Source organism: Streptomyces sp. NPDC048442 (genome assembly GCF_040651475.1).
Taxonomy (GTDB): domain Bacteria; phylum Actinomycetota; class Actinomycetes; order Streptomycetales; family Streptomycetaceae; genus Streptomyces.
Map to the genome: position 1 here is coordinate 84,799 of NZ_JBEZKB010000022.1, position 12,255 is coordinate 97,053.

Annotated in this window: 12 protein-coding genes and 1 pseudogene; 10 read left to right on the forward strand and 3 right to left on the reverse strand. The window is 70.8% G+C overall.

The genetic code is table 11. The annotated features are described in order from the left end of the window. Nucleotides 1-29: 29 nt before the first annotated feature. The 8 genes and pseudogenes from AB0D18_RS28460 (at nt 30) to AB0D18_RS28495 (ending at nt 7,288) form a co-directional block, all read left to right on the forward strand. Nucleotides 30-1,013 (forward strand): tripartite tricarboxylate transporter substrate binding protein, encoded by a 984-nt coding sequence (locus AB0D18_RS28460; RefSeq protein ID WP_362424482.1) that lies wholly within the window; start codon nt 30-32, stop codon nt 1,011-1,013. A 262-nt stretch (nt 1,014-1,275) separates the two neighbouring features. Further along, nucleotides 1,276-1,767, forward strand: coding sequence for a tripartite tricarboxylate transporter TctB family protein (locus AB0D18_RS28465; RefSeq protein WP_362424485.1), 492 nt, complete (start codon nt 1,276-1,278; stop codon nt 1,765-1,767). A 5-nt stretch (nt 1,768-1,772) separates the two neighbouring features. Continuing rightward, nucleotides 1,773-3,281 carry a tripartite tricarboxylate transporter permease gene (locus tag AB0D18_RS28470; protein WP_362424488.1) on the forward strand — a complete coding sequence of 503 codons (1,509 nt, stop codon included), beginning with the start codon at nt 1,773-1,775 and terminating at the stop codon, nt 3,279-3,281. Between the two features lie 9 nt (nt 3,282-3,290). Beyond that, nucleotides 3,291-3,758, forward strand: a complete 468-nt coding sequence (locus AB0D18_RS28475; RefSeq protein WP_362424491.1) for a GNAT family N-acetyltransferase — start codon at nt 3,291-3,293, stop codon at nt 3,756-3,758. A 20-nt stretch (nt 3,759-3,778) separates the two neighbouring features. Next, complete coding sequence (locus AB0D18_RS28480) at nt 3,779-4,378, forward strand: helix-turn-helix domain-containing protein (RefSeq protein ID WP_362424494.1); 600 nt, start codon at nt 3,779-3,781, stop codon at nt 4,376-4,378. Nucleotides 4,379-4,512: 134 nt separating this feature from the next. Next, the gene (locus AB0D18_RS28485) at nt 4,513-5,709 is read left to right on the forward strand and encodes an MFS transporter (RefSeq protein ID WP_362424497.1); all 1,197 of its coding nucleotides are present in this window, start codon (nt 4,513-4,515) and stop codon (nt 5,707-5,709) included. A 23-nt stretch (nt 5,710-5,732) separates the two neighbouring features. Continuing rightward, a pseudogene (locus AB0D18_RS28490) lies at nt 5,733-6,671 on the forward strand (VOC family protein); the annotation flags it as partial. A 17-nt stretch (nt 6,672-6,688) separates the two neighbouring features. Continuing rightward, nucleotides 6,689-7,288: a hypothetical protein gene (locus AB0D18_RS28495; protein ID WP_362424500.1), complete on the forward strand. Its 600-nt coding sequence runs from the start codon at nt 6,689-6,691 to the stop codon at nt 7,286-7,288. On the opposite strand, the gene AB0D18_RS28500 is transcribed toward AB0D18_RS28495, so the two are convergent. Next, nucleotides 7,278-7,844, reverse strand: coding sequence for a DUF402 domain-containing protein (locus AB0D18_RS28500; RefSeq protein WP_362424503.1), 567 nt, complete (start codon nt 7,842-7,844; stop codon nt 7,278-7,280). The genes AB0D18_RS28495 and AB0D18_RS28500 overlap by 11 nt on opposite strands. After that, a complete protein-coding gene (locus tag AB0D18_RS28505) occupies nt 7,825-8,757 on the reverse strand; it encodes a GNAT family N-acetyltransferase (RefSeq protein ID WP_362424506.1) in 933 nt (310 codons plus the stop codon). Before AB0D18_RS28505 ends, AB0D18_RS28500 begins: the two co-directional genes overlap by 20 nt. Nucleotides 8,758-8,834: 77 nt before the next feature. On the opposite strand from AB0D18_RS28505, the gene AB0D18_RS28510 reads away from it, so the two are divergent. Continuing rightward, nucleotides 8,835-9,209, forward strand: coding sequence for a GntR family transcriptional regulator (locus AB0D18_RS28510; protein ID WP_362424708.1), 375 nt, complete (start codon nt 8,835-8,837; stop codon nt 9,207-9,209). Nucleotides 9,210-9,479: 270 nt separating this feature from the next. On the opposite strand, the gene AB0D18_RS28515 is transcribed toward AB0D18_RS28510, so the two are convergent. Next, the gene (locus AB0D18_RS28515; RefSeq protein WP_362424711.1) at nt 9,480-10,574 is read right to left on the reverse strand and encodes a DUF5925 domain-containing protein; all 1,095 of its coding nucleotides are present in this window, start codon (nt 10,572-10,574) and stop codon (nt 9,480-9,482) included. A 244-nt stretch (nt 10,575-10,818) separates the two neighbouring features. Between AB0D18_RS28515 and AB0D18_RS28520 the strand changes: the two genes are divergently transcribed. Continuing rightward, complete coding sequence (locus tag AB0D18_RS28520) at nt 10,819-12,252, forward strand: xylan 1,4-beta-xylosidase (protein WP_362424714.1); 1,434 nt, start codon at nt 10,819-10,821, stop codon at nt 12,250-12,252. Nucleotides 12,253-12,255 lie beyond the last annotated feature (3 nt).

The following is a 12,255-nucleotide window of genomic DNA, read 5'->3' on the forward strand; positions in this document are numbered from 1 at the left end:
CCGCGAAACACGATCGAAAGGCGGCGCCCGTGCGATTGCGCATCCCCCTCGCCCTGACCGGGGCGGCACTCCTGGTGTTCGTGGGGCCGCCGCTGCTCACCACGGGCAGCGGCTCCGACACCGGCACCCAGATCCCCGGCCTGCGCTTCATGGTCCCCAACACCCCCGGCGGCGGGTACGACATCACCGCGCGCACCGCCGCCAAGAACGCCGAGGAGGCCGCTCTCACCAGCGGCATCGAGGTGTTCAACCTGCCCGGCGCGGGCGGCACCGTCGGCCTCGCCCGGCTCGCCGCCGACCACGGCAACGGCAAGGTCGCCATGTCCATGGGCCTCGGTGTCGTCGGCGCCGTCCACACCAACAAGGCCCCCAAGACCCTCGCCGACACCACCCCCATCGCCCGGCTCACCGAGGAGCAGGACATCGTGGTGGTCGGCAAGGACTCCCCGTACAAGAACATCAACGACCTCGTCGCCGCGTGGAAGGCGAACCCCGCGAAGGTCCCCGTCGGCGGCGGTTCCGCGCCGGGCGGCCCCGACCACCTCGCACCGATGCTGATGGCGCGCGCCGCCGGGATCAAGCCGAAGGACGTCAACTATGTCCCGTTCGACGGCGGCGGCGAACTCCTCGCCTCCATCCTCGGAAACAAGGTCGCCTTCGGCGTCTCCGGAGTCGGCGAGTACCTGGACCAGATCAAGGCCGGCGAGCTCCGGCTCCTCGCCGTCACCGGCCCCGAGCGGGTCCCAGGACTCGACGCCCCCACCCTCCGCGAGTCCGGCCTCGACACCGAGTTCACCAACTGGCGAGGAGTCGTCGCCCCGCCGGGAATCACCGACGCCGAACGCACCAAGCTCGTCCAGCTCTTCGAGAAGCTGCACGCCTCGAAGGAGTGGAAGGACTCGATGAAGAAGAACGGCTGGGACGACGCCTTCCTCACGGGGGAGAAGTTCGGTGACTTCCTCGACCGTGAGGACAAGCGTGTGGACTCCGTCCTGAAGGAGCTCGGGCTTTGAATCCTCCCCCGGCCGGAACAGAGGGATTTCTGGCTCACGCCGCCTGCGGGGTCAGCGACCCGACAGGACTTCCACGATCAACGCCAGCCGGGTTGACACCAGCCCGGTTTGATACAGCAACGCTTGGAGGTGCACGTGCTGTCTTGGCTCTCGACCAGCACGGTGTACGCGCTTGGTTCTCGCGACGCACAGCGGGCAGCCTACTGGTCTCTCGGGGGGTCCGGTGAATAGTCCGGCGGTCCCCGAAAGTAAGTCCGAACGAATGGCCTGGCTGCGCGAGCACTCCGAACTCGGCGTCAGCGTCCTGCTGTTCGTGATCGGCCTCCTCGTCCTCACCGACGCCCTCACCATGCACGTCGAGATCGCCCAGCGCGGCCCGGTCGGCCCGACCACCGTGCCGATCGTCGTCGGCGGCGCGCTGCTGCTCGTCGCCGTACTCCTCGCCGTGGACGTCCTGCGCGGCGGACGCGGCGAGGCCGAGGGCGGTGAGGACGTCGACCTGTCCGAGCCCAGCGACTGGCGCACGGTCCTCCTCCTCGCCGGAGTCTTCCTCGGCAACGCCGTCCTGATCGGTCCGATCGGCTTCCCGGTATCCGGCGCCCTGCTCTTCTGGGGCTCCGCGTACGCACTCGGCAGCCGCCACTACGCCCGGGACCCGCTGATCGCGGCCGGCCTCTCCCTCTTCACCTACTTCGTCTTCAACAACCTGCTGGGCGTCCCGCTCCCCGGCGGCCCCCTGATGGGAGTGCTGTAACCACCATGGACTCCCTGAACTCCTTGATGGACGGTTTCGGAACCGCCCTCACCCCGATCAACCTCCTCTGGGCCGCCATCGGCGTCCTCCTCGGCACCGCCATCGGCGTCCTCCCCGGCATCGGCCCCGCCATGGCCGTCGCGCTGCTGCTGCCCGTGACGTACGGGCTGCAGCCGACCGGCGCGTTCATCATGTTCGCGGGCATCTACTACGGGGCGATGTTCGGCGGCTCGACGACCTCGATCCTGCTCAACACCCCCGGCGAGAGCGCCGCCGTGGTCGCCGCGATGGAAGGCCACCCGATGGCGAAGGCGGGACGCGGTGCGCAGGCACTCGCCGCCGCGGCCATCGGCCACTTCGCGGGCGGCATGATCGGCACGATCCTGCTGGTCGTCCTCGCCCCGGCCGTCGCCGCGCTCGCCGTCGACATCGGCGCACCCGACTACTTCGCCATCATGGTGCTCGCCTTCATCGCGGTCACCTCCGTCCTCGGCTCCTCCCGCATCCGGGGCCTCGCCTCGCTCCTCATCGGCCTCACCATCGGGCTCGTCGGCCTCGACCAGATGACCGGCCAGTCCCGGCTCACCTTCGGCTCGCTCGAACTCGCCGACGGCGTGGACGTCGTGATCGTCGCGGTCGGCCTCTTCGCGATCGGCGAAGCCCTGTGGGTCGCCGCCCACCTCCGCAGGGGCGGTGCGGAGGCCATCCCGGTCGGCCGCCCGTGGCTCGGCAAGGCAGACGTCAGGCGCACCTGGAAGTCCTGGCTGCGTGGCCCGCTCATCGGCTTCCCGTTCGGCGCGATCCCGGCCGGCGGCGCGGAGATCCCCACGTTCCTCTCGTACGTGACGGAGAAGCGGCTCTCGAAGCACAAGGACGAGTTCGGCAAGGGCGCCATCGAGGGCGTCGCGGGCCCGGAGTCCGCCGCCTCCGCCTCGGCCGCCGGAACCCTCGTCTCGATGCTCACCCTCGGACTGCCCACCACTGCCGTCGCCGCCGTCATGCTGGCCGCCTTCCAGCAGTACGGAATCCAGCCGGGCCCGCTCCTGTTCGAGCGCGAACCCGAGCTGGTCTGGGGCCTCATCGCGTCCCTCTTCGTCGGCATGGTGCTGCTCCTCGCGCTCAACCTCCCGCTCGCCCCGCTCTGGGCGAAGCTGCTGCGCATCCCGCGCCCGTACCTCTACGCGGGCATCCTCTTCTTCGCCTCCGTCGGCGCGTACGCGGTCGGCGGCGAGGCACTGGACCTGGTGGTGCTGCTGATCATCGGCCTGCTCGGCTTCGGGATGCGGCGCTACGGTCTGCCCGTGCTGCCCGCGGTGATCGGAGTGATCCTCGGCCCGGCCGCCGAACAGCAGCTGCGGCGCGCCCTGCAGATCAGCGACGGCAGCGTGAGCGGCCTGGTCAACACGCCCTTCTCGATCGCCGTGTACGCGATCGTCGTGCTGCTCCTGACGTGGCCGCTGCTGCGTCCACTGCTGCGGAAGCTGCCCTTTCTGCGGCGCGGAGCGGCGTCGTAACGTACGGGAATGAACGAGACGAACACCATCCGTCCCGCCGCCGCGGACGACGTCCCCGCCGTGAAAGCCGTGACCGACGCGGCGTACCAGCACTACATCGAACGGATCGGCCTCGCGCCCGCCCCGATGCTGGCCGACCACGGGGAGAACGTCGCGGCGGGGCGGGTGTTCGTCGTCGGCGAGCCGGTGCACGGCGTGCTGGTGCTCGTCCCCGAGCCCGACCACCTCTTCCTCGACTCGATCGCGGTCCACCCGGACATGGCGGGGAAGGGGGTCGGCCGGGAACTGCTCGCCTACGTCGACGCGTACGCACGGGAGCTGGGTCTCCCCGAGATCAGGCTCTACACGAACGCGATGATGTGGGAGAACCAGAAGATCTACCCCCGCTACGGCTACGAGCTGGTCGAACGGCGCCTCGACGAGGGAATCTACGACCGCTTCCACTACCGCAAGAGTATTGAACAGGTCGGTCCATAACCTGTGTTACGGTCGTGCGTATGGCGCGACCGAGAATGTTCGACGAGGGGCGGGCCCTGGAAGCGGCGATGCATGCCTTCTGGGCCAAGGGGTACGAGGCGACGTCGACCCAGGACCTGTGCGAGGCCACCGGTCTGGGGCGGAGCAGCATCTACAACACCTTCGCGAGCAAGCGCGACCTCTTCCGGCGGGCGCTCGGACGGTACGCCGCCATGATGACCGACCGGCAGGAAACCCTGCTGGCGGACGCCTCGATGTCGGGGGCCGACCGCATCAGGGCGCTGTTCGCCCTGGTCGTCGACGGAGAGTTCGAGGTCAGGGGGAACGGCCGCAGTATCGGCTGTCTGACCGTCAACACCACGGTGGAGCTGGCGCGTTACGACGAACCCGAGGTGGCCGCACTCCTCGCACGCGACCTCGCCCGCCGGCTGGGCGCCCTGCGGGCCGCCCTGGAGGCGGGGCGCAGGGACGGGTCCATCACCTCCGAACGGGGCGCGGACTCGCTCGCCCGCTTCCTCAACGCCGTCATCGGCGGCATGCGGGTCTCCGCCCAGGGCGGCGCGGACCGGGCGACGCTGGAGGCGGTCGCGGAGACGGCCCTGGATGCGCTGACGCGCTGATTCCTGCGCGGCCGGCAGCGCTCTGCTTACGTCTTCCGTGCCGTGCCGTGCCGTGCCGTGCCGTGTACGGCGCTTTCTTCTGCCTTCATTCTGTACTGATCTATCCAAAACAAGTCCGAGAAGGGCAACCTGCTGTGCCACTCGCCATATACGTCCTCGCCATGGGCATCTTCGCCATGGTGACCAGTGAGTTCGTCGTCGCCGGGCTGATGCCGCAGATGGCGGACGGCCTGGATGTCACCATTCCGCAGATCGGCTATCTCATCACCGCGTTCGCGGTGGCCATGGCGGTCGGCGGGCCCGTCCTGACCATGACCGTCGTCAAACTGCCGCAGAAGAAGGCGCTGATGGTGCTCTTCGCCGTCTTCCTCGTGGGCAACGTCGCCGCCGCCACCGCCGTCGACTACGCCGTCATGCTCGCCGCCCGCCTCGTCACCGGCACCGCGTCCGCCGCCTTCTTCGGCGTCTCCCTCTCGCTGTGCGCACAGCTCGCCCGCCCCGAACTGCGGGCCCGCGCCACCGCCATGGCCCTCAACGGGCTGATGCTCGGCACCCTGCTCGGACTGCCGCTGTCCACGCTGGTCGGCGAGCGGCTGGGCTGGCGGGCGGCCTTCTGGACCATCACCGGCCTGACCGTGCTGGCCGCGGGCGCCACCGCCGTCGGCGTGCCGAAGCTGGGGCGGGCCGAGGACGGCGGCGACATCCGCCAGGAACTCCGGGTGTTCCGGGACCGCCGCTTCTGGCTGGTGCTCTCCACCAGCACCCTCATCATCGGTGCGACGTTCTCCGCCTTCAGCTACTTCAACCCGATCCTCACCGAGGTCACCGGCTTCTCCGCCGGCACGGTCCCGCTGCTGCTCGTCGCGTACGGAGCCGCCACCGTCGTCGGCAACCACATCGTCGGCCGCCTCGCCGACCGGTACGCACTGCCGGTCCTGGCCACCGGCCTCGCCCTGAACCTCCTCTTCCTCACCGGCTTCGCGCTCCTGGCCGAACTGCCGCTCCCCGCCGTGGTGTTCATGCTGGGCATCGGGCTGGTCGGGGTCACCATGAACCCCGCGATGATCACCCGCGTGCAACGCACCGCGAACGCCCGCCCGTTCGTGAACACCGTCCACTCGTCCTTCATCACGCTCGGCATCATCATCGGCTCCTCCGTCGGAGGTCTGACGATCGGCGCCTGGGGACTGCGCTCGCCCTTGTGGCTGGGAGCGGTGCTGGCGGCCCTCGGACTGCTGACGCTCGTTCCTGAACTGGTGGTGTGTAAGAAGCGGCAGGAAATGCCTGGTGAGCGGCCGTTGTCAGTGGCGGATGCCACCATCGGGGCATGAAGCTCGAAAACCGGCATTCCGCGCCCCCGTCCCGGCACACCGAGGTGGTCGACGTCCACCTGATCCTGCGCCGGGGCGCGGACGTGCTGCTCGCCCGCCGCGTCAACACGGGTTATGCGGACGGCCTGTTGAACGGCCCGTCCGGGCACGTGGAGGACGGCGAGGACGTGCGGTCGGCGATGATCCGCGAAGCTGCGGAGGAAATCGGCATCACGCTCAACCCCGAGGACCTGTCCGTGGCCCTGGTCATGCAGCACCGCGGCTCCGGCGGGCAGCCACGCACGGGCTGGTTCTTCGAAGCGCGGTACGACCCGGCCGACCCGCCCGCCAACCGCGAGCCCGACAAGTGCTCAGGACTGTCCTGGCACCCCCTGTCCGCGCTGCCGGACGACATGGTGGCGTACTGCCGGGCGGGCCTGGAGGCATACCGGGCGGGGGAGCGGTTCGTCCTGCACTGGCACGAGGACGGCGATCCGGTCGCGTACGAGGAAGGCGCACGCGACCGGAAGGTGGCGCTCCGCGAGTCCGGGACCTCAGGCTCGGTGCACCACATCGAGCTGTGGGTGCCGGACCTGGTCGCCGCGCAGGGGAGCTGGGGCTGGCTGCTCGGCGCACTGGGGTACGCCCCGTACCAGCACTGGGCCGACGGCAGGAGCTGGCGCCTCGGCCGTACGTACGTGGTGCTGGAGCAGTCCCCCGCCCTGATCGGCGCCGCGCACGAACGCCGGGCTCCCGGCCTCAACCACCTAGCCCTCCGGGCCCGCGACCGGGCGGCCCTGGACGCACTGGTGGAGTCGGCCCCGGAGCACGGCTGGACCCTGCTCTTCGCGGACCGCCATCCGTACGCGGGCGGGAAGGGTCACCCTGCGGCATACCTGGAGGATCGAAACGGATACGAGGTCGAGATCGTGGCGGAAGGGCCCGAGGCGGGGAACGGGGGTGCGGTTGGATGGGCTCCATGAGACATGGGGTGCGGAGGATGTCCGCGGTGCTGCTGCTTCCGCTGCTGCTGGCCGGGTGCGGGACGGAAACGTTCGGCGCGTCCAAGGACATCGACCAGAGCGGGCTGAAGAAGCGCGCGGGGGAGTCCGCGCTGGAGCACGTCTACGTCACCGAGATACCCGGGTTCACGCTGGCCGCGCAGTCGGTGGGCGTCATCGGTGACGACGGCTTCTCCGGTACGTACGTCTCCTCCTCCGGCGGCGGGCAGATCCAGCTCTCCGTGGACCGCGGCACACTGCCCGCCGATGGCTGCGCCGGCTGCACCAAGGAGGGCGACAACTGGTACAGCTCCGCCGGTGGCGAGAGCGCCTACCAGCGCGCCGAGGGCGGGCACGTGGTGCGGCTCACCGGCTCCGGGGGCGCGGACCGGGCGACGGTCAAGGCGGCCGCCGAGAAGGCCCACCACGCGAGCCCGGAGGAGATGGACGCCGTGCTGCCGGAAGCGAGGTCGGAGGGCGGCGCGGTCGTCGAGCGGGGCGATCAGCCTGCCGGCCGGAGCGGCCCGCCCGTCGAGCGGGGCGACCTGCCGCCGGTCGGCGACGGGGCGCCACGCAACGACGTGGGTGCTAGCGGCTGACCAGGAGGTCGGTGAACTCGCCCGTGCGGGCGGCGAGTTCGAGTGCGTCCAGGGTGCGGACGGCCTCGGCCGCCGCCTCGGGGTCGCGGTCCGCGAGGCCGCTCTCGGTGAACTCGTCCTCGTCCAGCCGCAGTACGCTCGCCCCGTCGGCCGACCGCCACAGGTCGAGGTCCAGGTCCTCGACCTCCACGGTCGTCACCGGTCCTTCCGTGCGCACTACGGCGGGGCGGGCCACGTCGCAGTACCAGCCCTTGAGGGTGCCGTCCGCCGAGCGGACCTCCTTGACCGCGTACCACCGGTCCCGCCAGTAGTGCTCGACGAAGACGTCGCCCGGCGCGAACTGCACGAACCCGAAGTCCTTCACCGTCTCCCGCGCCCAGTCGGCCCGCACGGTGAGGTGGGTGCCGTCGTCAAAGAGCAGGGTCGCGGGGTAGCGGATCTTGAGGCTGCCCGCCTTGGTGAGGGTGATTTCCGCGGTCGCGACCGAATCCGCTGTCGCCGCCGCTGTCGCCGCCGTCGCCGCCGGGTTCGGCGTTTCAGCCGAGGGTGCGGACATATTCGACCTCCGTGTTGCCGTGCTCGTAACCGAACCACTTGTTGATGGCCAGCATCGGCGCGTTGACGTCGTCGTTGCTGGTGAACGCCTCGCGGTAGCCCGCCGCGCGGGCCCGGCTCAGCGAGTCGTGCTTGGCGGCCTTCGCCAGGCCGAGACCCCGGAAGTCCCGGCGGGTGCCGGTCATGCCGGAGCTGTAGCGCGTTTCACCGTCCGTCTCGGCGAGGGTGAAGGCGGCGACCGTGCCGTCGTCGGTCACGGCCAGGGTGGTGAGTTCGCGGTCCAGCAGAGGCCTGTTCCAGACGCTCACCAGCCACTCCTCGTACGGCTCCAAGGCCACCGGCACCGAGTTCGGCTCGTCCTGCGTGGCCTCGGCGTCCGCGCCGTACAGCGGGCGCGGGTCGTCCCCGAGCCGGGCGGCGCTGATCAGCGTCAACCCGGCGGGCAGCGGCGGCGGTTGTGGCAGCGCGCGGCCCACGAGGTCGAGGCGCTGATAGTGCATGGAGTGCGCCGGGGCGTAGCCGAGCTTCTCCGCGTAGGCGGCGGACCGGGCGTCCAGCGCCCAGGCGTGCAGGGTGGTCGCTCCGTGCGCGCTCACGTGCTCCTCGCCCGCCCGCCTCAGTGCGGAACCGATGCCCTGTCCGCGGCGGCCGGGGAGGACGACGGGGATGCAGGAGGCGTGGCCGGGCTCGGAGCTCAGGTGGTGCAGCCGGGCCTGCAACGCGCCCACGATCTCGCCGGTCGCGGAGTCCTCCGCCACCAGGAAGCAGTTCTTCGCCTCGGCGGGAGCGGACGCCACGTTGGCCGCGACGCTCGCGGCGGTGGTCAGGTTGTAGGGGAGGGTCGCCCGCCGCAGCTGCACCATGGAAGCGATGTCGGAGGGCTCGGGCCGGAAGTCACGAATGATCACTGTCATCGGTGGCGACGGTACGCAAGGGGGCGGTGTGGGCGCCTCTTCTTTTTCGGCGGTGGGGGACAATCCTTCGCGTGACCGTGACTCTGAAGATCGTCGTGGACTTCGACGACGCCATCGCCCCGTACGAGCAACTCCGCGCACAGGTCTCGGAGCAGGCCCGCTCCGGGGCGTTGCCGGTGGGCTACAAACTGCCGACGGTCCGGGGCCTGGCCGCCGACCTGGGCCTCGCGGCGAACACGGTCGCCAAGGCGTACCGGGCGCTGGAGGCGGACGGAGTGATCGAGACGCGGGGGCGGAACGGGACGTTCGTGGCGGCGGCGGGGGACGCGGCGGAGAGGGAGGCGGCGGTGGCGGCGCGCGACTATGCCGAACGCGCTCGACGGCTTGGGCTGAGCCGGGCGGCGGCGGTGGAGGCGGTGGAAGAGGCGCTCCGGGCTGCGTATGCAGACTGAGCGGGGCGGGTGTGGGGCGCGTGCGGTCGGAGGACGGGGCTCCGCGTGGGGGCCGCCCCCTTGCCCACCCGTCCCGCCCCCGGGGGGCGGCCCCGCTGCCCAAGGAGGCTAGGGGGTAAGGGGCAGGCATTTAGGGGCGCGGGGCTGTGTTGATATGCGGCTCCGCCGCGCGGGCGCGATCAGCCACGACGCACCCGCACGATGCAACCGGCCCCGCCCCGGGGGTCCGCCGCCCAAAGGGGCTGGGGGCCAGGCAGCCGCCCCGCCCGCTCACAGGTACAGGCCCGCGTCCGCGTCTCCCGTTCGGGCCCCCGGTACGGACGTGGGGGAGACTCCCCGGCGCAGGGCGTACAGCTCTGCCAAGGTGGCGCCTTCCCGGCCGACCCCTTCCTCCGTGCCGAGCCACCCCACCGCCTCGCGCCGCGAGAGCGACCCCACCTCGATCCGCGCCAGGCACCGCCCCGGCCGCACCACCGCCGGATGCAACCGCTCCAGGTCCTCGTTCGTGGTGACGCCCACCAGGACGTTCCGCCCCTGCCCGAGCAGGCCGTCGGTCAGGTTCAGCAGCCGGGAGAGCGCCTGGCCCGCCGTGTGCTTCGCCTCGCCGCGGATCAGTTCGTCGCAGTCCTCCAGCAGGAGCAGCCGCCACCGGGACTTGCCGGCGGTCCCCTCGTCCTCGCCGATCGCGATGTCCATCAGATAGCCGACGTCGTTGAAGAGCCGCTCCGGATCGAGTACGCAGTCCACCTGGCACCAGTCCCGCCACGACCTCGCCAGTGTCCGCAGCGCGGACGTCTTCCCCGTCCCCGGCGGCCCGTGCAGCAACAGCAGCCGGCCCGCGATGTCGTCCGGCGTCACCTTCATCAGCCGGTCCATCGCATCCGCCACCGGGGCGGTGTAGTTGCCGCGCACCTCCTCCCACGTCCCGGCCGAGATCTGCCGGGTCGTACGGTGCGGGCCGCGCCTCGGGGACACGTACCAGAAGCCCATCGTGACCGCTTCCGGCTGCGGCTCCGGCTCGTCCTGCGCGCCGTCGGTCGCCTCGCCCAGTACCTTCTCGGCCAGTTCGGGCGAGGTGGCCGTCACGGTCACGTCCGCGCCCCGGTTCCAGCGCGACACCAGCAGCGTCCAGCCGTCGCCCTCGGCGAGCATCGCGCTGCGGTCGTCGTCCCTGGCCGCGCGCAGCACCGTCGCGCCGGGCGGCAGCAGCTCGGCCCCCGACCGCACCCGGTCGATGGACGAGCTGTGCGAGTACGGCTGCTCGCCCGTCGCGAACCGGCCCAGGAACAACGCGTCCACCACGTCCGACGGAGAGTCGGAGTCGTCGACGTTCAGACGAATGGGAAGGGCAGACTCCGGACGCAGGGAGCCCACCGGTTCCGGACGCACGGGGCCCTCCGGTTCCGGGCGTACGGAATCCACGTACACAGACGCAGCACTCGCGGACTCGCGGTTCGCAGACATGCCGCACATGATCCGGCACCCGGCCGCCCCGCGCAGGGATTTCGCCCGCTGTGAGCCAATGCTGGAGACCCCCCTCCCTCCCCGTCCCGGCCAGATCCAGACAAGCCCACCGGAATCCCCACCACCGCCGTTACTCTGAAAAATGATGGGACGTCATGGGTGGGACTCGGGGGCGCGGCGGTGGCGGTTCACCGCGCTGATCGGCGTGGGCATGGCCGCACTCGCGCTCGTACTGACCATGTGCACCGCCTGGCCGGGCGACGACGGCAGAGGCGACAGCGCGGGCACTTCCACGGACGGCGCCAAGGTGCACGGCACCCCGCCGCCCCTCCCCGACAAGCCGAAGCCGGAGCTCGGCTGGGGCTTCACGCACACCCAGTTCAGTGCCGACGCGGGTGACGCGGGCGCCCGTGCCAGGGCCGAGAAGGTCCTCGCCGCCCAGCCGCTTCCGCAGATCCAGCACCTGATGGGCTGGGGCTCCAACAACCCCGAACCCTCCCCGGGCCGCTACCAGTTCGGTGAGATGGACAGCCGCATCGACCTGATCCGCAGGACGGGCGGCACCCCCGTGGTCACCCTGTGCTGCGCCCCCGACTGGATGAAGGGCGGAAAGCCGGGCGCCGCCAACACCAACTGGTCCAAGCAGGCCCTGGAGACCGCGCCCAACGCCGCGCACTACGCCGACTTCGCGAAGCTCGCCGGCGTCGTCGCCCGCCGCTACCCGGACGTCAAGCACTTCATCGTGTGGAACGAGTTCAAGGGCTTCTTCAACGACAGCGCCAGACGCTGGGACTACGAGGGCTACACCAAGCTCTACAACCTGGTGTACGCCGAGCTGAAAAGCGTCAGCAAGGACATCCTCGTCGGCGGCCCCTACCTGGTCATGGACAGCCTCGAACCCCGCGCCACCGAGGACGCCTCCGCCGTCAAGGGCCCCTGGGGCAGCCTCGACCAGCGCTCCCTCGACGCCTTCACGTACTGGAACAAGAACAAGACGGGCGCGGACTTCGCCGTCGTCGACGGCTCCAGCTACACCAAGGACGACGAACTGCTGCCGTCCGACTTCGGCGCCACCGACAAGTTCACCGCCGTCAGCCGCTGGGTGCGGCAGCAGACCGGCGGCAAGCTGCCCCTCTGGTGGGCGGAGTACTACGTGGAGCCCGGCGACGCCGAGGACGAACGCGACGGCTGGAGCGAACCGCGCCGCACCGCCGTCCAGGCCGCCGGCATGATCGCCCTGGTACGCGGCGGCACCGGCACCGCCTTCTACTGGAACCCGCAGAACGAAGGCGCGAAGTGCGCGGGCTGCCTCTGGAAGCCCACGCAACTCGCCAACGGCGGAGCCGGGTTGAGCATGCTGAAGCTGATCTCCCGGTTCGCGAAGGAGTTCCCGCCCGGCACCCGCTACGACGACAAGGTCCCGGTCGCCGCCGACGACGTCCCCAACGTCCGGGTCCTCGCCGACGAGAAGACCGTCCTCGTCGTGAACACCCTCGACCGCCCCATCAAGGCCCAGGTCGACGGCCAGAACTTCGACATGAACCCCTACGAGGTCCGCTGGCTCACCCGCGCCGGCTGAAAC

What these genes read in the sequence shown, in the direction of transcription:
- AB0D18_RS28465 (WP_362424485.1), top strand. Translation starts at nt 1,276, where the DNA reads ATGGCCTGGCTGCGCGAGCACTCCGAACTCGGCGTCAGCGTCCTGCTG.
- AB0D18_RS28470 (WP_362424488.1), top strand. Translation starts at nt 1,773, where the DNA reads ATGGACTCCCTGAACTCCTTGATGGACGGTTTCGGAACCGCCCTCACC.
- AB0D18_RS28475 (WP_362424491.1), top strand. Translation starts at nt 3,291, where the DNA reads ATGAACGAGACGAACACCATCCGTCCCGCCGCCGCGGACGACGTCCCC.
- AB0D18_RS28480 (WP_362424494.1), top strand. Translation starts at nt 3,779, where the DNA reads ATGGCGCGACCGAGAATGTTCGACGAGGGGCGGGCCCTGGAAGCGGCG.
- AB0D18_RS28495 (WP_362424500.1), top strand. Translation starts at nt 6,689, where the DNA reads ATGTCCGCGGTGCTGCTGCTTCCGCTGCTGCTGGCCGGGTGCGGGACG.
- AB0D18_RS28500 (WP_362424503.1), bottom strand. Translation starts at nt 7,844, where the DNA reads ATGTCCGCACCCTCGGCTGAAACGCCGAACCCGGCGGCGACGGCGGCG.
- AB0D18_RS28505 (WP_362424506.1), bottom strand. Translation starts at nt 8,757, where the DNA reads ATGACAGTGATCATTCGTGACTTCCGGCCCGAGCCCTCCGACATCGCT.
- AB0D18_RS28520 (WP_362424714.1), top strand. Translation starts at nt 10,819, where the DNA reads ATGGGACGTCATGGGTGGGACTCGGGGGCGCGGCGGTGGCGGTTCACC.